The following is a 19,584-nucleotide window of genomic DNA, read 5'->3' as shown; positions in this document are numbered from 1 at the left end:
CGGGCCTGGGCCCGCCGTTTGCCGGATTACTTGGCGGATTCCATCAGACCGATGAAGCGATCGAACAGGTACGCGACATCATGCGGACCGGGGCTCGCCTCGGGATGCCCCTGGAACGAGAAGGCCGGGGCGTCGGTACGGGCGATGCCCTGGTTCGAGCCGTCGAACAGTGACTGGTGGGTCACGCGAAGGTTCGCCGGCATGGAGGTGGGGTCGACCGCGAAGCCGTGGTTCTGGCTGGTGATCAGCACCTGACCGCTGTCGAGATCCTTGACCGGATGGTTCGCACCGTGGTGGCCGAACTTCATCTTCATGGTCTTTGCACCCGAGGCAAGCGCCAGCAACTGGTGGCCGAGGCAGATGCCGAAGGTCGGCACGCGCGCCGCGATCAGTTCGCGGATCGCCTCGATGGCGTAGTCGCAGGGCTCAGGGTCGCCGGGGCCGTTGGACAGGAACACCCCATCGGGCTGCAGCGCCAGCACTTCGGCAGCAGGCGTCTGCGCCGGCACCACCGTCAGGCGGCAACCACGCTCGGCAAGCATGCGCAGGATGTTGTACTTCACACCAAAGTCATAGGCGACGACATGGAAACGGCCATCCTCGCACTTGCCGTAGCCTTCGCCCAGCACCCACTCGGATTCGGCCCATGGATAACGCTCGCTCGCACTCACCACCTTGGCCAGGTCCATGCCGGCCAGCCCCGGGAAACTGCGGGCCTGGGCCACGGCAGCATCAGCGTTGAGGGTTTCGCCCTCGGCGGCGGTGACGATACAGCCCGCCTGCGCACCCTTCTCGCGCAGCACGCGCGTCAGGCGGCGGGTGTCGAGCCCGGCGATCGCGACGACGTTCTGCGCCCTGAGGTAGCTGTCGAGCCGCTCGGACATGCGAAAATTGGAAGCGAGGATGGGCAGGTCGCGGATCACGAGGCCGGCTGCCTGCACCCGGGTCGACTCGACGTCCTCGGTATTGACGCCGGTGTTGCCGATGTGCGGATAGGTCAGCGTGACGATCTGGCGGCAGTAGCTCGGGTCGGTCAGGATTTCCTGATAGCCCGTCATCGAGGTGTTGAACACCACTTCGCCGACCGTGCTGCCAACCGCGCCGATACCCTTGCCGTGGAAAACCGTTCCGTCGGCAAGCGCAAGAAGGGCGGACGGGAATGCACTCACGAAAAGCTCCTGGATTCAGCTGGAAGATTCAGGGGCGCGCAGCCTGCACGCCCGATATGTACAAAAAGCGGGACGGGCCTCCGGGCCGATCCCGCTTAACAAACCCTTGAATTGTATATTTCCGGCCGCCTCAAGGCAAACTGGCAACAACGCCGCACGCTAGGGCGGAGCCTTGCCCAGTTCCCCCTGCAGCGCCTGCGCAAGCAGCCGCAACTCACCGATCAGCACCCTCGCCTGGTTGGCGGGCGCCTGTGCATCACCGGCCCGCGCGAGCGTCTCCAGCTCGAGCGCTGCATCTACCGCACGCCGCGCGGCGAACAGCCCCACCGAGCCCTTGACCGAATGCGCGATCTGCGCGAGCCGCGCATAGTCCATGTCCGCTGCCGCCGCCTGCAGTTCGCCGATGATGTGATTATGATCGTCGAGAAACACAGTCACGAGCTGCTTCACAACGCCCTCGTCGTCACCGAACATCTCGCGCGCCTCGTCCAGACTGGCGATCTGCCGCCGATCATCAGCCCCAAGTTCGAGAAATGTGATGTCACTGGCCACCTCATCCGTCGCGCGCGGGGCCAGGACCCGCTCGATGGCGGCGAAAAGCGCCTTCGGCTGGATCGGCTTGGCAACGTAGTCGTCCATGCCGGCATCCAGGCAGCGCTGACGGTCGCCCTCCATGGCATGGGCCGTCATTGCGACGATCGGGATCGGGCGCCAGTCGTCCTGCACCACCCAGCTGCGTCTCGCTTCGTGCGCACGAATGGCCTGCGTCGCCTCCATTCCCCCCATCACCGGCATCTGGACGTCCATCAGGATCAGGTCGAAGCGGCCCTCCTCGACCGCCTCCAGCGCCTGCTCGCCATTATCAACCACCGTCACCTCATGGCCGGCACGCTCGAGGATACGCTGCGCCACTGTCTGGTTGACCGGATTGTCCTCGGCCACCAGGATCCTCAGGCGCGCTGTCTCGCACCCATCCGGGCTCGGCGGAAGCATGACGGGGTCGAGCATAAACGCAGCGCCATCTCCCCCTCCCGCCTGCGACGGCTCCTCCCCGGAGGCCTTCCCGGAACGCGCGAGTTCAAGCACCGACAGCAGATCCTCGATCGCGAAAGGCTTCGCAAGCCTGTGCTGGATGCCGAGCTCGGCGCAGCGCACTGCCTCGTTGCGCTGTGCATGGCTGGCGAGCATCATGACGATGCGATCCACCCTCCGGTCCAGGTCCGCGAAGCGATGCGCAAGCGCCAAGCCACCCGGATCCGGCATATCCGCATCCAGCAGCAGGAAGTGATAGGGATCACGCCCGTCGCGGGCCGCGACGAGGGCTGCAAGCACGGCCTGCCCGTCCCCTGCATGCTCCGGGCGCAGGCCACAGCGCGCCAGGGTGCGACACAGATACGCGCCGAATGCTGCATTGGTCGCGCCTACCAGCACACGCGTTCCCGCGAGGCCCGGCGGCATGCTCTCTGCCCGTCCGGCAATCGGGCGCAACGCCAGGGTGAAGCTGAAGGTACTCCCCGCGCCGAGCCGGCTCTCGACCTCGACGCGCCCATGCATCAGCTCGACGAGTTGACGCGTGATCGCGAGACCCAGCCCCGTACCGCCATACTTGCGCGTCGTGGAGGTGTCTGCCTGGGAAAATGCAGCAAAAATCGCCTCGAGCTTGTCCGCAGGAATGCCGCATCCCGTGTCGCGCACCGAGAACCTCAGCTGATCGATCTCCTCGCCGCGCTCGGCACGTTCAACGCGCACGCAGATCTCGCCCCGCTCGGTGAATTTCACTGCGTTGCCAATCAGGTTGACCAGTATCTGCCGCAGGCGTGTCGGATCACCCCGCAGCACCCGGGGAACGTCAGGGTCGATGTCATGGAACAGTTCGATGCCCTTCTGTGAAGCACGCAACGCGAGCACCCTGCAGGTTTCCGCCACCACCGACGAGATCGAGAAATCGATCTCCTCCACGCTCAGCTGCCCGGCCTCGATGCGCGAGAAATCCAGGATGTCGTTGATGATGGTGAGCAGTGCATCCGCCGACGATTTGACCGTAAGCAGGTATTCGCGCTGCTCGCCCACCATGCCGGAGTCGAGCAGGAGGTCCGTCATGCCGATGATGCCGTTCATCGGCGTGCGGATCTCGTGGCTCATGTTCGCCAGAAAGTCACCCTTTGCACGGCTGGCGGCTTCCGCCGCCTCCTTGGCCTCAAGCAGTTCAAGCTCGCGCTGCTTGCGCTGCGTGACGTCGCGGTAGGTACCTTCGACGAGTGTCCAGCGCCCCTCGAACGGTGCGCCCGCCGTACGCCCCCGCAGCTCGATCCAGCGCCAGCTGCCGTCACAGGCGCGGAAGCGCAGCTCCACGATCAGCTCGGGCACCTCCTCCTTCAACAGCGCCCGCAGTACCGCTTGGATCCGCTCTACGCCCCCTTCCTCGATCAGGTCGGACCACTCGATCGTTTCGGATGCTTCATAGCCAAGGCGGGCGCGCCAACGCGTGTCGGTCTGCACGACACCGCTCTCGAGATCCAGCTCCCAAACCCCGGCGCCGGTCGTGTCGCAGAGCAGCTCCAACTGCCGCCGCACCCTCGCGCAGGCCTCGGTGAGCACCTCTTCGCCCGCTGCGGAGCTCGCCGACTGGTCAGGCTCACGAGGGGAAGGGGGCGTTTCGCCGGGCACGGCACGGACCTCGTTCAGCGCAGCCCGAGCACGTCCTGCATGTCGAACAAGCCACTGCTGCGACCGGCCAGAAAGCGCGCGGCGCGCATGGAGCCGAGCGCATAGGGCATCCGGCTGCCAGACTTGTGCGTGATCTCGATGCGTTCACCGATCCCCGCGAAGAGGACCGTGTGGTCGCCGACGACGTCGCCGCCACGAATCGTGGAGAAACCAATCGTCTCGGAGCTGCGCTCGCCGGTATGGCCTTCGCGCCCATACACTGCGCAGCGATCGAGATCCCGACCGAGCTCGCGCGCCACCACCTCACCCATGCGCAACGCAGTGCCCGAAGGCGCATCGACCTTGAAGCGATGATGCGCTTCGATCACCTCTACGTCATAACCCTCGGACAGGATGCGGGCCGCCACCTCGAGCAGCCTGAACACGGCATTGACACCAACGGCCATGTTGGGCGCGAACACGACGGGGATCTCCTGACCGGCTGCCGCAATTTCGGCCTTGCCCGCCTGGTCGAATCCAGTCGTACCGATCACCATTGCCTTACCCAGACGGCGAGCCAGCGCGAGATGGGTGAGCGTTCCCTCGGGGCGGGTGAAGTCGATCACACAGTCGGCTGCGCCAATCGCGCGCTCCGCATCGTCACCGATTGCCACACCGGTCATCACACCAGCCATCTCGCCCGCATCGCGGCCGATGAAAGGCGTACCCGGCCGTTCGAAGGCGGCTGCCAGCACCACGCCTTCCTCCGCGAGCGCCGCCTCGATCAGCATGCGCCCCATTCGGCCGGATGCTCCGGCAATCGCGACTCGAATCTCCGACATCTTCATGTATTCCTGAACGACGCGGCGCACCCGGCAGGCGCGCCGACGATGTGAACGGTTGCGAACCCGGGGGTTCCAAGGGACTGTTCCGAGCCGAACACGCCCTCAGCGCGCCGTTGCGGCCGGCAGTTCGACCACACGACTGCGCACCGCGCCGGTTTCGCCGGACGCCTCCGCGCCACTGCCTGCCTCGACGTCACCTTCGATCCGCTCGAGCGCATCGCCTTCAAAGAACAGCGAGATCACACGCTGCTGCGCATCGGCATGCCCCGGGCGGTAGCGATAGACGTAATCCCACCGATCCTTGCGGAACATCCCCACCACCAGGGGTGTCCCGAGCACGTAACGCACTTGGTCGCGCGTCATGCCTCGCTGCAACTGGGATACCATTTCCTGGTCGACGTAATTGCCTTGCCGGACGTCGATGCGATAAGGATTGACGACCCCGACCAGGGAGTCGAAGGAGCAGCCTGCGAGCAGGCTGGTGGCGACGAGCGCGGCAGCGAAGTGGGAACGCATGTGGGTGTTCGGACCTGGTCGCGACGGAGTCGCTGTTCTCAGAAAGGGGTAAAAAATATAACATAGGCGCGTTCATAAGGCGCTGCTGCGCCCTCTCCCGGTCACCGCTTCGCCTCGCTGCCGTGGCCGCCCCCCGGCGAATACGGCCCCTTCAGGCCCTCATCACCTGCCCAGTCCAATGTCAGACAACTCCAAAAACCTGAAAAGCATCGGCCTCAAGGCGACCTATCCGCGCCTGAAGATCCTCGACCTCTTTCAGCATTCGGATCAGCGCCATCTGACCGCGGAGGACGTTTACCGCGCACTGATGAACGAAGGCATGGACATCGGCCTGGCGACGGTCTATCGCGTGCTGACCCAGTTCGAGCAGGCCGGACTGCTCGAGCGGCACTACTTCGAATCGGGCAAGGCCGTGTTCGAACTGAACGAGGGCGGGCATCACGACCACCTCGTGTGCATGCAGTGCGGCAAAGTTGAGGAATTCTTCGACGCGGAGATCGAGCGCCGGCAGAACAAGATCGCCGAAGAGCGCGGATTCAAGATCCGCGATCACGCCCTCTACATTTACGCGGACTGCACGCGCGAGAACTGCCCCAACCTCGAGCGCGAGGACTGAGGCAGCCGCCCGCGCTCAACGCGCACCGAGCAGTTCGGCGGCGTGCTGGCGCGTGGTGGCGGTGATGTGCACGCCGCCGAGCATGCGCGCAATCTCCTCCACGCGCGCCTCGTGCCCAAGCGGGGAGACTTCGCTCAGCGTTTCGCCATCCTGGTCCCGCTTCGCGATTCGCCACTGCCAGTCGGCACAAGCGGCCACCTGCGGCAGATGCGTCACGCACAGGACCTGACGCTCCGTGCCCAGGCGCGCCAGCAGTTTGCCGACGATCTCGGCGACCCTACCGCCGATACCCACATCCACCTCGTCAAAAATCAACGTCGGCACTGCCGCGTCCCGGCTCGTCATCACCTGAATGGCAAGCCCGATGCGCGATAGCTCGCCGCCGGACGCCACCTTCGCCAGGCTGCGCAATGCCTGCCCGGGGTTGGCAGCAACGCGGAACTCGACATCCTCCAGCCCGTTTGCCCCGGGCGCGCAGGTCTCGAGTGCGATCTCGAAGCGCCCGCCCGCCATCGCGAGGTCCTGCATCGCAGCGCTGATCTCTTCAGACAGCCTGCGCGCTGCCGGCGCGCGCTGCAGCGACAGCGCACGTGCTGCTTCCGTGTAGTGCTGCTCGGCCTCACGCGCGGCTGCGGCCAGGCGCTGCGGATCGGCAGTGGCCTCGAGTGTAGCCAGCCGCGTGCGCCACTGATCGGCAAGCTCGGGAAGCGCCTCCGGCGCCACGCGGTACTTGCGCGCCATATCCATGACGGCGGCGATACGGCGCTCCACCTCTGCCAGTCGTGCGGGGTCCAGGTCCAGCCGGTCGTGGTAACGACGCAAGGCGTGCAGGGCTTCGTCCGCCTGGATCGCTGCTGCGCCAAGCAGCTCGCGCACATCGGCCAGCCCGGGATCGAACTCGCACAGCCCGCTGATGCGTGCATCCAGATGCCGGAGCATCGAACAGACCGCCGCGTCGCCTTCCCCAAGCACGGCCAGCGTTTCCTCGGCGCCTTCCAAAATGCTTGCAGCATGAGCAAGACGTCCATGCTCGGCTTCCAGCGCGAGCCATTCCTCGACATCGAAGCCAAGCTCTTCCAACTCGCCAAGTTGCCAGCCAAGCAGTTCGCGCTCCTTGGCCGAGCTAGCCGAATCCACCTCGGCCTCCCGCTGCAGACGCAGCATTCGCTGCCATTCACGATGCCTTTCCGCCACCTCCGCCGCGAGGCCAAGCGCTCCAGCCTGGGCATCCAGCAGCGCGCGTTGCGCATCGCCACGCAACAAGGCGTGGTGCGCATGCTGCCCGTGAATATCGGCCAGCCACTCCCCGGCGCTGCGCAGTTGCGTGAGCGTTACAGCGCTGCCATTGATCCAGGCCCGGCTACGTCCGCTGGCGTCGATGGTCCGGCGCAGGATCGCGCAATCCTCTTCAACACCCAAGCCCTGCTCCACCAGCCAAGCACGAAGCCCGCCCTCGACCGGCAGATCGAACTCGGCGGCCACCTCGGCGCGCTCGCGCCCCTGACGCACTGCGGCGGCATCCCCGCGGCCACCGAGCGCAAGACCAAGGGCATCGAGCAGGATGGATTTGCCTGCCCCGGTTTCGCCGGTCAGGGCGCCAAAGCCCGGCTCGAATTCCAGATCGAGCCGGTCGACGATGACAAAATCACGAATGGTCAGGCTGCGCAGCATCGTAGCGAGGCAAATCAAAGGAAAAGCGGGTTTCGAAACGGAAGAAAAACGAGCAGCGCAAGAGCGCGTTCGTTTGCACCAGCGACCGGATCAGTTCCGCGGCGCGGCGCTCCAGTGAAGCTTCTCGCGCAGCATGTCGAAGTAGCTGTAGCCCTTCGGGTGCAGCAGACGCAGGGTGTGCACAGAACGCTTGAGCCGCACGCAGTCTCCCGCACGCAGGTCGAAGCGTGTCTGGCCGTCGAAATGCACGCGCGCATCCTGCAGGGGCAGCATGGCGATGTCGATGCAGCAACTGTCGGGCAACGTGATCGGACGCGCCGTAAGCGCATGCGGACACAGCGGCACCAGGGCGATCCCGCCCACACTCGGGTGCAGGATCGGGCCATTGGCGGAGAGCGCGTAGGCGGTCGAGCCGGTCGGCGTGGACACAATCATGCCGTCCGAGCGTTGCGTGTAGACGAATTCCCCATCGATGGAGAGGTCGAATTCGATCATGCGCCCCAGATCGCCCTTGTTGACCACCACATCGTTGAGCGCGAGTGTATGGAACACCCGCTCGCCACCCCGCAGCACCTCGGCATCGAGCATGAAACGATGCTCTTCCGTGTAATGGCCGTCCAGCATCTCGCCCAGGCGCTCGCTGGCATGGCTGCGCGAGATGTCGGTCAGAAAACCCAGCCGTCCCAGATTGACCCCGACCAGGGGTACGCCATGATCGACGAGCCGGCGCGCACTATGCAGCATGCTTCCATCTCCGCCGACAACGACGGCGAGGTCGGCGCTCACACCGATGTATTCGTAGCTCGCCACCGGAAAATCGTGCACGCCACCGATCGAACTCGCGGTGCCCTGCTCGATCAATACGGTGAGGCCACGATCACGCAGATAGCGCGCGACCGAGAGCACCGACTCGGCCACGTCGGTACTCTGGTACTTGCCGATGAGGGCAATCGTGCGGAAGTTCGTGCTCATGGACCTGGATTAAACCACAATGCCCAGCCCTCGGGCATGACGCCAAAGAGTTCCGGAGAAGCCGAAGGAGAGAAGCTTTGCGGATCGCGCAACCCGGCCAATGTAACCCGGCCAACTGGCCTGCGAAGGGACGCTTCCGTAGAATCCGGGCTATATTCCCGACTGCCATGAATTCCATCGACACCCGCTCCCAGATCCTGCTCAAGACCCTGATCGAACGCTACATCGCCGATGGGCAGCCGGTTGGTTCGCGCGCACTGTCGCGCTTTTCCGGACTGGAGCTGTCACCCGCCACGGTGCGCAATGTGATGAGCGACCTAGAGGAGATGGGCTTCATTGCAAGCCCGCACACTTCGGCAGGGCGCATTCCGACGGCGCGGGGCTACCGCTTCTTCGTGGATACCCTGCTCACCGTGCAGCCACTCGGCAGCGAGCGTGTACGCGCACTGAAGGGGCAACTGCCGCCAGATCAGCCGCAACGCCTGATCAGTTCCGCCTCACATCTGCTCTCGGATCTCACACGCTTCGCGGGGGTGGTCGTCGCGCCGCGCAAGGAAGCGGTGCGCATCCGCCAGTTCGAGTTCATCAGCCTCGCCGAGAACCGGATCCTGCTCATCATCGTCACCACCGGTGGCGACGTGCAGAACCGTCTGCTCCTCACCCGCCGCGGCTATAGCTCCGCCGAACTTGGGGCCACCACGCAGTACCTGAACGAACACTACGCCGGCTTGTCCTTCGACGAGATCCGCATCCGACTCAAGGATGAACTCCGACAGCTGCGCAGCGACATGACCGAGTTGATGAGCGCAACGGTAGACGCAGGCGCGCAGGCAGCCGAGGACAACGCGTCAAATTACGTGATTTCGGGCGAAACCAACCTGCTCGATATCGACGACCTGTCCTCGAACATGTCGCGCCTGCGCGAGCTGTTCAAGCTTTTCGAACAGCGTACCGGCCTGATGCAACTGCTCGACCTGTCGAACCGGGCCGAAGGCGTTCAGATCTTCATCGGTGGCGAATCCGGCCTGGAGCCCCTGGACGGCTGCAGTGTCATCACTGCCCCGTACGAGGTGGATGGTCAGGTCGTGGGCTCCCTGGGCGTGATCGGCCCGACACGCATGGCCTACGACCGCGTGATCCCGATCGTCGACATCACCGCCCGCCTGCTCTCCAACGCGCTGTCCGCCCGCAACTGAGGGCGGACCCACACCACTGGCCGCGACAACCGAAAGAACGACAAGGAATCCGATGTCCCGTTACTGGAAAGAACCGCCTTTCAAACACGACGATACGCCCCGCACCGGCGTGCTGCTCGTCAACCTGGGCAGCCCCGAGGCACCCACCGCGGCCGCGCTGCGCCCCTACCTCAAGCAGTTTCTGTCCGATCCACGCGTGGTAGAGATTCCACGCCCGATCTGGTGGCTGATCCTCAACGGCATCATCCTCAACACCCGCCCCAAGGCCTCGGCCGCAAAATACGCCACCATCTGGACCGATGAAGGCTCCCCCCTGAAGGTGCACACCGAGCGCCAGACCAAGCTGCTCGCCGGATATCTCGCGAAAGCCGGCCACGGGGAACTCGACGTCGCGTATGCGATGCGATATGGAGCGCCCTCGATCGAGGACACCCTCAATGCAATGCGCGCACGCGGCTGCACCCGCATCCTCGTGCTACCGCTCTACCCGCAGTATTCGGCAAGCACCTCCGCCACCGTCGTGGATGAGGTGGGACGCTGCATGGCACGCTGGCGCAATCAGCCCGAAGTCCGCTTCGTACGCAACTTCCACGACCATCCAGGCTACATCGCGGCGCTGGTGCAGAGCGTGCGCGACCACTGGGCCGCGAACGGTGAACCCGATCGCCTGTTGCTCAGCTTCCATGGCGTGCCGCGGCGCTCGCTCGATCTGGGCGACCCCTATCATTGCGAATGCCACAAGACCGGCCGGCTGGTGGCGGAAGGGCTTGGCCTCGCGCCGGAGAAGGTGCTGGTAACCTTTCAGTCGCGCTTCGGCAAGGCCGAATGGCTCAAACCCTACACGCAGCCCACGCTCGAGGCGCTCGCGGCACAGGGGGTGGGCCGCGTCGACGTGATGTGCCCAGGCTTCGTCTCGGACTGTCTCGAGACCCTGGAGGAAATCGGCATGGAGTGCAGGGAGGCGTTCCTGGAGAAAGGCGGCAAGGCCTTCCACTACATCCCCTGCCTGAATGAGCGCCACGAATGGATGCAGGCACTCACCGAGATCACGTGCGCGCACCTGGGCAACTGGCTCGCGCTGGCGCCTTCGACACCCGAAGCGCGCAAGACCAGCCTCGAACGCGCACGCAAACTAGGCGCAGCTCAATAGGGCATGTGCCGGGGGAGGCGACCATCCCCCGCGGAGGATCCACCGGAGGATGGCGTTCAGGGGTCGAGCAGTTGCAGGTCATGGCTCACAGGCGCAGATCGCTGCGCCCGCACAGCCTCGGGCGCCTCCTCGGCAAGTTGAGCAGAAAGCGACGCGAGCCTGCGCACCACGGCGGTGGCGACTTGGCGCTTGAAGCGCTCCTGCACCTCATCGGTAGCCAGCGCAAGCGCAGCCGGATTGACCTCCAGGTAGCTCAGCGGCTCGAGCGACACGACCGTGAGCATGTGACGATGCTCGAGCTGGTCCAGCCAGGCCTGCACACCGAACACCTCGCCCGGGCCGAGCTCCATGACCCGCTTGCCGTTCCTAGAGAGTTCGACCCGCCCCGCAAGCACGATACCGAACCGCTGGTCGGTATCACCTTCGCGCATCAAGGCCACCTCCTGCTCCACCTTGCGCCACGAGCAGATGCGCAGCACCTCCCACAGGTCCACATCCTCGAACTCTGTAAAGAAGGCCATGCGGCGCAACTGTGTGAAACGCGCCGAATCCGGCGGCACGTAGCTCTCGTCCAGGATGCGGTAGCGAACCGCTGCCAGATCCTTGGCAAACTCCGCGCCATTGCGGTAACGCGAGTACAGGTCCTTTTCCAGCGCCTTGCGGATCACCGCGTCCATCTGCTCGGGCACGTCCGGGTTCAGCTGCGAGACCGAGGGCGGATCGGCGTTAATGATCTTGTAGACGAGCTGCGCCGGATTGCTGGCGCGGAATGGCAGCCGCCCGGTGAGCATGTGGAACAGCACGACACCAAGCGAATAGAGATCGGTCTTCTGGTTGAGCGGGTAGCCCTTGATCTGTTCCGGGCTCATGTAGGCGGGTGAACCGACCCCCATGATGAAGGTGGAGTCGGTATCGAGCTTCTTGTTGATGTTGAGCGCCAGACCGAAGTCGGTAATTTTTACATTATCGCGCTCATCCACCAGGATGTTCGCCGGCTTGATGTCGCGATGAACGACCCCCTGCCGATAGGCGTGATCCAGCGCCATGCAACACTTGAACACGATCGCGATCGTGCGATGGATGGGCAGCAGGTTCTCGAACCCGCAATAACGCTCGAGTGACTCACCCGGGAAATACTCCATTACCACATATGCCTGCTCGGCATCGACCGAAGCATCGAAGATACGGATGATATTCGGGTGATCAAGGCGCCCGGACACCGCCTGCTCCGCCCGAAGCAGCTTGATCAGGCGCCGGCTCCATTTGGCCTCGTCGCGGCCGCGGTCGCCGAAGCGCACATGCTTGAGCGCCACGGGCGTAGGGTAATCGTCGCACTCGGCGAGATAGACCACCGCCGTTGCACCACGGCCGATTTCCCTGATGATCCTGTACTTCCCGATCCGGTCCGGAGTCGCGTTCATCTTCATCCCGTGGAGGCAGGCGCCCCACTACGCAGCGCTGGAAAACAGTGCAATTCTTGCACGAAGCGGCCTGCACGAGGCAATGTAATGCACCCGGCCTGCATTACCCTTGCCCGCCCCCCTTACCCGACGGAGACGAGAACTTGAACGAGCCTGCCGACCTGGTCATCAACACGCGCTGGATCGCCCCGGTCGCACCCGTCGACACCGTCCTCGAGAACCACGCAGTGGCCGTTCGGGATGGACGCATCGTGGGCGTGATGCCTCAGGCCGAAGCGCACCGCCACTATCGAGCCGAACGTGTGGTGAGCCTGCCCACCCATCTGCTCATCCCCGGCATGGTGAATCTTCATGCGCACGCAGCAATGAACCTCATGCGCGGCATCGCCGACGACCTGCCGCTGATGCGCTGGCTGCAGGAAGCCATCTGGCCCACCGAGGCCCGCCACGTAAGCCCGGCATTCGTCCGCGACGGCACGCGTCTTGCGGCCGCCGAGATGCTGCGCGGTGGCGTTACCACCTGCAACGACATGTATTTTCACCCCGAGGCCGCTGCAGAGGCCTTCGCCGAGATGGGCATGCGCGCGGTCGTCGGCATGGTCATGCTCGAGTTCCCCACCCCTTACGCGAGCGACGCCGACGACTACCTGCGCAAAGGTCTTGCTGCGCGCGACCGCTGGTCCGCGCACCCCCTGATTCAGTTCTCGGTCGCGCCCCATGCACCGTACACAGTTTCGGACGCCAGCTTCGCGCGTGCGCTGGCCATTGCCGAGGAGCTCGATCTCGCCATTCATATCCATGTGCACGAAACCAGCCAGGAGATCGCTGACTCGCTCGCCGCCCACGGCTGCCGCCCGCTAGCTCGTCTGGCGCGGCTGGGGGTGCTCGGCCAGAACACGATCGCAGTTCACGTAGTGCATCTCGACGAGACCGATCTGGAGCTTCTCCAACGCCACGCCTGCAGCGTGGCACACTGCCCCACCTCGAACATGAAGCTCGGTAGCGGCATCCCCGATATATCGCGAATGCTCGCTGCAGGCCTGCGCGTGGGATTGGGTACGGACGGCGCCGCAAGCAACAACCGCCTCGACATGTTCCACGAAATGCGTCACGCAGCCTTGCTGGCCAAGGCCGCCTCCCGCGACCCAACAGTCGTCCCTGCTCAGACCGCACTGCGCATGGCGACACTGGACGGCGCAAGCGCACTGGGAATGGCCGACTGGATCGGCTCGATCGAGGTTGGCAAGCTGGCCGACCTGTGCGCAGTCGATCTCGGTGCAGTGGATTGCCAACCGTGTTTCGACCCCGTTTCACACCTTGTCCATGTCGCGGGTCGCGAGCATGTTTCACACGTCTGGGTAAATGGTGAAACCCGCGTGGACAAAGGCGCTGCGCTGTTGCATATTAACGACAGCGAATTGCTCCGCCTTTCGTCAGTGTGGCAAACTAGGTTCAGTAATTGAAGTGGATATACTGAGTCTTTCGTACGCGAAGACGGTAGCCCGGCTGTCTTCATCCCTTTCAATGGCATTACCGGCGACTCGCCCATCAAAGAGGAAACCATGATCAAACAAACCAAGAAGCAGATGCTCATGCTGGCCGCCATCGCCTCGATTGGCCTGTCCGCTCCGAGCGCCTTTGCGCAGGTAAACGACGTCGTCGTGTCGAGCGCCAGCGAAATCCCTTACGTCATCGACGCGCGCAACGTGGTCGCCCGCAGCGGTACCGGCCTGTGCTGGCGCACCGGCTACTGGAGCCCGGCTGCCGCTTCGACCGCCCTGGCCGGTGAGTTCCCGGTCGGCTGCGCGTGCGATGCCGACATCGTCCCGGCCGACAAGTGCACCGCCCCGGTCGCTGCTGCTGCTGCCCCGGCTCCGAAGCCCACCGCCGACAAGGTGAAACTGGCCGCCGACGCCCTGTTCGACTTCGACAAGGCCACCCTGAAGCCGGAAGGCCAGGCCAAGCTCAACGAACTGGCTGCGCAGGCCAAGTCCCTGAAGCTGGAAGTCATCCTCGCCGTCGGCCACACCGACCGTATCGGCTCGGAAGCCTACAACCAGCGACTGTCCGAGCGCCGTGCCGCCGCCGTCAAGACCTACCTGGTCTCGCAGGGTGTCGACGCCAACCGCATCTACACCGAAGGCAAGGGCGAAGCCCAGCCGGTGACCGGCAACCAGTGCGACAAGGTCCGTGGCCGCGCCGCGCTGATCTCCTGCCTGCAGCCGGATCGTCGCGTCGAAGTGGAAGTCATCGGCTCCAAGTAATTCCGGAACCGCATGCGCGAAAGCCCTGCCTCGGCGGGGCTTTTTCATTTCTGCCGGGCGTCCCGCGCTCCCGGCGTCCCGCCATCAAGGACCATCGACCCTCATGAACACCCTGAACGCCGATCCCGCCGAACTGCAGAAATTCAGCGAACTCGCCCACCGATGGTGGGACCCCGCATCCGAGTTCAAGCCCCTGCACGAGATCAACCCGCTCCGCTTGGGGTGGATCGACGGCAAGGCCGGACTGGCGGGCAAGAAGGTGCTCGATGTCGGCTGCGGCGGCGGAATCCTCTCCGAGGGGATGGCTGCGCTCGGCGCTGAGGTGACCGGCATCGACCTGTCGGAAAAGGCACTCAGCGTGGCACGGTTGCACCTGTTCGAAAGCGGCCACAAGGTGGAGTACCGGCTGATCAGCGCAGAGCAGCACGCCGCGGACGACCCGCAGCACTACGATGTGGTGACCTGCATGGAGATGCTGGAGCACGTCCCGAACCCCGCAAGCACCATCGCTGCCTGCGCCGCCCTGGTGAAGCCTGGCGGACACGTCTTTCTGTCCACGCTCAATCGCAACCTCAAGTCCTACGTCTTCGCGATCATCGGCGCAGAGTACGTGCTCAAGCTGCTCCCCGCCGGGACGCACGAGTACGCGAAGTTCCTCAAGCCCTCCGAACTGACACGGCATTGTCGCCAAGCCCGGCTTGAGGTGCGCGACATCATCGGTCTGGCCTACAACCCGCTGAGCCGCGTCTACAGCCTTGGGCCAGACACCGACGTGAACTACATGGTGCACACGCAGAGCCTGAGTTGAGCGCCCGACCGACCGCAGATACAGGATCGTAGATGGCACAACCCCAGGATTCATTCAAAACCATCTTCCTCGCCTTTCTGCGCCTCGGATTCACATCCTTTGGCGGACCGGTGGCCCATCTGGGCTATTTTCACGCCGAGTTCGTAACCCGGCGTGCATGGCTCACCGAGCGAGGCTATGCAGACCTCGTCGCGCTGTGCCAGTTCCTGCCGGGCCCTGCGAGCAGCCAGATCGGCATGGGAGTCGGCTATGCGCGCGCCGGACTCCCGGGCGCCCTGGCGGCGTGGCTCGGTTTCACGCTCCCCTCTGCGGTGGCGATGATCCTGCTTGCACTCGGCATGCAGCACTGGGGATCGATGCCGGACGGCGTGCTGCACGGACTGAAGGTGGTGGCGGTCGCGGTCGTCGCACAAGCGGTGTGGGGCATGATGCAAAAACTCTGCCCCCAAGTGCCGCACAAACTCCTCATGGCTGGCGCCACGCTGTTCCTGCTTGCTTTGCCATCGGCATGGAGTCAGATCGCTGTCATCCTTGCGGGTGCGCTGATCGGTCGCCGCTTGTTCGCCGGACAGGCCAACCCCGCACACTCGCCACCCATCGCGCAGATGAGCCGGAGGGTCGCTCTTGGCCTGCTGCTCGGCTTCGCCGTGCTTCTCGCAGGCCTGCCCGTGTTGGCCGCATCGTTCGAGAATGCCACCTTGGCGATGGTGGATGTGTTCTATCGCAGCGGCGCCCTGGTATTCGGTGGCGGCCACGTCATGCTGCCCTTGCTGCAGGCCGAGGTCGTCCCGCCCGGCTGGGTGGACAACGACACCTTCCTCGCCGGGTATGGCGCTGCACAGGCGGTGCCCGGACCACTCTTCACCTTCGCGGCCTTTCTTGGCGCATCCGCCGGCGGGCCGGTCAACGGCTGGGCGGGCGGCATGCTCGCCCTGGTGGCGATCTTCGTGCCGGCCTTTCTGCTCGTGCTTGGCGCCCTGCCCTTCTGGGACCGGCTACGTTCCAGCACCGCAGCACGCGCCAGCCTCATCGGCGTCAACGCTGCGGTCGTCGGCCTGCTGCTCGCTGCACTCTACGACCCGGTATGGACAAGCGCGATCCACGCACCCGCTGACCTGATGCTCGCCGCACTCGCCCTGCTCGCCTTGATGCGATTCAAGGCACCGCCCTGGGCGGTCGTCGTGCTCACTGCGCTGCTCGGCGGGCTGCTGCAGGCGTGGTCCACCTGAACGCGGGGCGGCCGCGATCACCGATCCCTCTTGCAACCGCATCCCATGGCCCGAACGCTCAGGCGTCCTCAAGGATCAGGACCAGCAACTCCTTTGGCCCATGTGCGCCATATGCAAGCGTTTGCTGAATATCGGCGGTTTTTGAAGGCCCCGACACCAGCAATGCGTTGGTCGGCAGTCCCGCGGCCCAGTTGTGCTCGTGCATGAAGTCGTGGAAGTTGTCCCGCACCTCGCTCGCGTTCAGCAGCGCGATATGAAAGGGCGGCACCAGACTCATCAGTCGCGGCTCCTCAGGCGTCGGCCAGAGCACGAGGCTGCCGGTCGCGGCGATCCCGCCGAGCGTTCCCGTCAAGCTGGCCGGGGTATGGAAGAAGAGTTCGTCTTTCCACTCTTCCACCGGTCGATCGTAGGCCTTCAGACGAATCGCGCACGGACTCGACGCAAGGTGTTCGGCGAGCTGCCGCCCGTGGGCGGTGGCGGGAGAAACGAGCAACTCGGCGATTCCCCGCGCCACGAGCGCCTCGATCACCCTCGCAGGCCATCCGGCGCGGGTGCTCAACTGTGTTTCGCCATGGACCGCCTCGAGCATCTGCCGAAGGCGTGGTATGCGGGCTTCGTCGCTGTACCGCCACGGCTCCGTGAGCAGGTCGATATCGTAATCATCGGCAACCGGCGTCGTACCCTGAAGGCTACCGCGCAGCTTGCCCAGTATCCGTTGCTTTGCATTCATTGCGTCCATGCTCCCCAGATCGCTCATTGGTCGCCAAGATGCTCACGGGCGAGTTCGTGAAGGGTGCGCGGCGCAAGCTTCGGCGCGCTGCGGTGCTCGGTCCATGGGCCGATGCTGGCCGGCATCAGCCCCCTCATCCGCGTTCCGGCGTACATCGCTGCCCGGTACAGCGCAGGCGAAGTGTTGAGCGTACGCCAGGCCTTCCAGATCATCGTCTCCCTCTTCGAGTACTTGGCGCCCTGGCCGCGCATGTGATGCGGCGCCTCCGTCGGCGGGCGCACCGCCTCCTCGCGCAGCCGGCGCAAGAGGGAGGGGATCGGGATCTTGACCGGGCATACCTCTCCGCAGGCGCCGCACATCGACGACGCGGTAGGCAGGTCACGGGTGGTCTCCAAGCCAAGCATGTGCGGCGTGACGATCTTGCCGATCGGCCCCGGATACACGGTTCCGTAGGCGTGGCCTCCGATACGGGTGTAGACCGGGCAGTGGTTCATGCATGCACCACAGCGGATGCAATTGAGCGTCTGACGCAGTTCGCCGTCTGCGAAGGCCTGGGTGCGGCCGTTGTCGAGCAGCACCAGATGCACTTCCTGCGGGCCGTCGAGTTCGTTCGCCTTGCGCGGACCGGAGATCATGTTTACGTAGGTCGTGATCGCCTGTCCGGTTGCCGAGCGTGTCAGCAGCGAAAGCAGCGGGATCACGTCACGCAGGTTCTCGACCACCTTCTCGATGCCCGTCACTGCGATATGGACCGGCGGCACCGTGGTCGACATGCGGCCATTGCCCTCGTTCTCGACCAGCAGCAGGGTTCCGGTCTCCGCAATGGCGAAGTTGACGCCCGAGACGCCGATGTCGGCCTCGAAGAAGTTGCGGCGGAGGGTTTCGCGACCGATCTGGATCAGGCGGTCCACGTCTTCGGTGTAATCGACGTTCAGCCGTTCGTGGAACAGCTTAGCGACCTGCCCCGCATTGAGGTGGATCGCCGGCATGATGATGTGCGCGGGCTTCTCTTCGCGCAGTTGGACGATGAACTCGCCCATGTCGGATTCGAGGCAGTCCACGCCACGCTCGCCAAGGTAATGGTTCATCTCCATTTCCTCGGACACCATCGATTTGCCCTTGATCACCTTCTTCGCCGCATGACGTTCGGCGATACGGTGCACGATCGCGTTCGCCTCCTCGACCGTCTCGGCCCAATGAACCTGCACGCCGTTACGGGTGAGGTTGGCTTCGAGGCGCTCGAGCAGATCCGGAAGCTTCGACAGCGCCCGCGCCCGCACCCGGTTACCGAAAGCCCGCAGGCGCTCCAGTTCGTCGCCATCGGGGAACTGGCTGCGACGCTTGTCCATGAGAAAATCCATCGCGCCCCGGAAGTTGCGCCGCAGTTGCGGATCGGCGAGCGCCTCGCGCGCGTTGCGCTTGAAGGCGATCGGCATCGCGGGGGTATCGGCCAGGCCGTTCATGTTGCACCTCCCTTGCGCGCAGACGCAGTACGGCGCAGCAGGAAGCTCGCCAAATGCTCGCCGCGCAGCGCATCGCCCTGTTTTTCGAAGCAACCGTTGATATTCAGCAGACAGCCGCAATCGGCGCTGACCACCTCGGCCGCGCCCGAGCCTTTCAACGCGGCCGTCTTGTCCTTGACCATCGCGCCGGAGATGTCGGGCATGCGCACGCTGAAGCTTCCACCGAATCCGCAGCATTCGCTTTCGTGGTCATGATCGACCCGCTCGACACCCGGGAGCTGTGCCAGCAGCGCCCGACCATGCACATGCGTATTCATCTCGCGCCGCGCCGAACAGGAGGTGTGCAGCGCCACCTTGACCGGCGCACCTTTGTGTTCGAACTCGACCTTGCACACTTCAAGCAGGAACTCGGCCAGCTCGTAGGTCCGTGCGGCAAGCGACTCGACCTGTCTCAACGTCTGCGGCTCGTCCTTGAACAGCTCGAAGTAGTGGTGACGGAACATGCCGGCACAGGAACCGGACGGGATCACCACCGGCCAGTCACCACCGAACAGTGCGAGCTGCGCCCGCGCGACCTCACGCGCCTCGTCGGTATAGCCCGAGGTGTACGCGGGTTGGCCACAGCAGCTCTGGCCCTGCGGGAAATGCACCTTGATACCCTCGCGCTCAAGCAGGCGGATGGCGTCCATCCCTGCACCGGGAAAGAACACATCGATCACGCAGGTGCCGAACAGATATACATCCGACGGTTTGGCGGGATAGCTGCGCGCTGCTTCGAGCGGAGGCGCCACACGCGTCGCGTTGGCAGGTACGGAGGACGGATGGCTCATGCGCTTCGGCTCCAGAAAACGATGCCCTTGATTGTGAAGCAGTCGCAGCGTCGCCGCG

Annotated in this window: 17 protein-coding genes; 7 read left to right on the top strand and 10 right to left on the bottom strand. The window is 64.6% G+C overall.

Translation table 11 applies throughout. The annotated features are described in order from the left end of the window. Window positions 1-26: 26 nt before the first annotated feature. The 4 genes from carA to ACUH78_RS01815 form a co-directional block, all read right to left on the bottom strand. A complete protein-coding gene (gene carA / locus ACUH78_RS01830; protein WP_418362837.1) occupies window positions 27-1,169 on the bottom strand; it encodes a glutamine-hydrolyzing carbamoyl-phosphate synthase small subunit in 1,143 nt (380 codons plus the stop codon). A 159-nt stretch (window positions 1,170-1,328) separates the two neighbouring features. Beyond that, a complete protein-coding gene (locus ACUH78_RS01825) occupies window positions 1,329-3,836 on the bottom strand; it encodes a response regulator (RefSeq protein ID WP_445332422.1) in 2,508 nt (835 codons plus the stop codon). 14 nt (window positions 3,837-3,850) lie between these two features. Next, window positions 3,851-4,657 (bottom strand): 4-hydroxy-tetrahydrodipicolinate reductase, encoded by an 807-nt coding sequence (gene dapB, locus ACUH78_RS01820; protein WP_445332423.1) that lies wholly within the window; start codon window positions 4,655-4,657, stop codon window positions 3,851-3,853. A gap of 105 nt (window positions 4,658-4,762) precedes the next feature. After that, window positions 4,763-5,176: an outer membrane protein assembly factor BamE gene (locus ACUH78_RS01815; protein ID WP_435750595.1), complete on the bottom strand. Its 414-nt coding sequence runs from the start codon at window positions 5,174-5,176 to the stop codon at window positions 4,763-4,765. A 178-nt stretch (window positions 5,177-5,354) separates the two neighbouring features. On the opposite strand from ACUH78_RS01815, the gene fur reads away from it, so the two are divergent. Next, complete coding sequence (gene fur / locus ACUH78_RS01810) at window positions 5,355-5,792, top strand: ferric iron uptake transcriptional regulator (RefSeq protein ID WP_418362841.1); 438 nt, start codon at window positions 5,355-5,357, stop codon at window positions 5,790-5,792. Window positions 5,793-5,807: 15 nt separating this feature from the next. On the opposite strand, the gene recN is transcribed toward fur, so the two are convergent. Together recN and ACUH78_RS01800 are read right to left on the bottom strand one after the other, a co-directional pair. Beyond that, complete coding sequence (gene recN, locus ACUH78_RS01805) at window positions 5,808-7,463, bottom strand: DNA repair protein RecN (protein WP_445332424.1); 1,656 nt, start codon at window positions 7,461-7,463, stop codon at window positions 5,808-5,810. Window positions 7,464-7,553: 90 nt separating this feature from the next. Then, window positions 7,554-8,435, bottom strand: a complete 882-nt coding sequence (locus ACUH78_RS01800) for an NAD kinase (protein WP_418362843.1) — start codon at window positions 8,433-8,435, stop codon at window positions 7,554-7,556. Between the two features lie 167 nt (window positions 8,436-8,602). On the opposite strand from ACUH78_RS01800, the gene hrcA reads away from it, so the two are divergent. Both hrcA and hemH read left to right on the top strand, forming a co-directional pair. Next, window positions 8,603-9,631 (top strand): heat-inducible transcriptional repressor HrcA, encoded by a 1,029-nt coding sequence (gene hrcA / locus ACUH78_RS01795; RefSeq protein WP_418362844.1) that lies wholly within the window; start codon window positions 8,603-8,605, stop codon window positions 9,629-9,631. Between the two features lie 52 nt (window positions 9,632-9,683). Further along, window positions 9,684-10,781: a ferrochelatase gene (gene hemH / locus ACUH78_RS01790; protein WP_445332425.1), complete on the top strand. Its 1,098-nt coding sequence runs from the start codon at window positions 9,684-9,686 to the stop codon at window positions 10,779-10,781. A gap of 56 nt (window positions 10,782-10,837) precedes the next feature. On the opposite strand, the gene ACUH78_RS01785 is transcribed toward hemH, so the two are convergent. Next, on the bottom strand, window positions 10,838-12,202 hold the full coding sequence (locus ACUH78_RS01785; protein ID WP_418362846.1) for a protein kinase domain-containing protein: 1,365 nt from the start codon (window positions 12,200-12,202) through the stop codon (window positions 10,838-10,840). 143 nt (window positions 12,203-12,345) lie between these two features. On the opposite strand from ACUH78_RS01785, the gene ACUH78_RS01780 reads away from it, so the two are divergent. The 4 genes from ACUH78_RS01780 to chrA all read left to right on the top strand — a co-directional run bounded on the left by ACUH78_RS01780 (window position 12,346) and on the right by chrA (window position 16,503). Further along, entirely contained in the window at window positions 12,346-13,665 is a 1,320-nt protein-coding gene (locus ACUH78_RS01780) for a TRZ/ATZ family hydrolase (protein WP_445332426.1), read from the top strand. Window positions 13,666-13,764: 99 nt separating this feature from the next. Then, window positions 13,765-14,466: an OmpA family protein gene (locus tag ACUH78_RS01775; RefSeq protein ID WP_445332427.1), complete on the top strand. Its 702-nt coding sequence runs from the start codon at window positions 13,765-13,767 to the stop codon at window positions 14,464-14,466. 103 nt (window positions 14,467-14,569) lie between these two features. Then, window positions 14,570-15,274 (top strand): bifunctional 2-polyprenyl-6-hydroxyphenol methylase/3-demethylubiquinol 3-O-methyltransferase UbiG, encoded by a 705-nt coding sequence (gene ubiG, locus ACUH78_RS01770; RefSeq protein ID WP_435750589.1) that lies wholly within the window; start codon window positions 14,570-14,572, stop codon window positions 15,272-15,274. 32 nt (window positions 15,275-15,306) lie between these two features. After that, window positions 15,307-16,503 (top strand): chromate efflux transporter, encoded by a 1,197-nt coding sequence (chrA, locus tag ACUH78_RS01765; RefSeq protein WP_445332428.1) that lies wholly within the window; start codon window positions 15,307-15,309, stop codon window positions 16,501-16,503. Window positions 16,504-16,561: 58 nt separating this feature from the next. Here chrA and ACUH78_RS01760 read toward each other — a convergent pair whose 3' ends face one another. Genes ACUH78_RS01760 through ACUH78_RS01750 form a run of 3 tightly spaced genes read right to left on the bottom strand, consistent with a single transcriptional unit; the run spans window position 16,562 to window position 19,526 of the window. After that, window positions 16,562-17,260: a LutC/YkgG family protein gene (locus tag ACUH78_RS01760; RefSeq protein ID WP_445332429.1), complete on the bottom strand. Its 699-nt coding sequence runs from the start codon at window positions 17,258-17,260 to the stop codon at window positions 16,562-16,564. Continuing rightward, entirely contained in the window at window positions 17,257-18,696 is a 1,440-nt protein-coding gene (locus ACUH78_RS01755) for a LutB/LldF family L-lactate oxidation iron-sulfur protein (RefSeq protein ID WP_445332430.1), read from the bottom strand. The genes ACUH78_RS01760 and ACUH78_RS01755 overlap by 4 nt, the downstream gene beginning before the upstream one ends. Next, window positions 18,693-19,526, bottom strand: a complete 834-nt coding sequence (locus tag ACUH78_RS01750; RefSeq protein WP_445332431.1) for a (Fe-S)-binding protein — start codon at window positions 19,524-19,526, stop codon at window positions 18,693-18,695. Before ACUH78_RS01750 ends, ACUH78_RS01755 begins: the two co-directional genes overlap by 4 nt. Between the last annotated feature and the right edge of the window lie 58 nt (window positions 19,527-19,584).

The organism is Thauera sp. ZXT1-4 (assembly GCF_052598215.2).
Note: the sequence above shows the minus strand (reverse complement) of the source record. Positions and strands in the feature narration are given on the sequence as shown.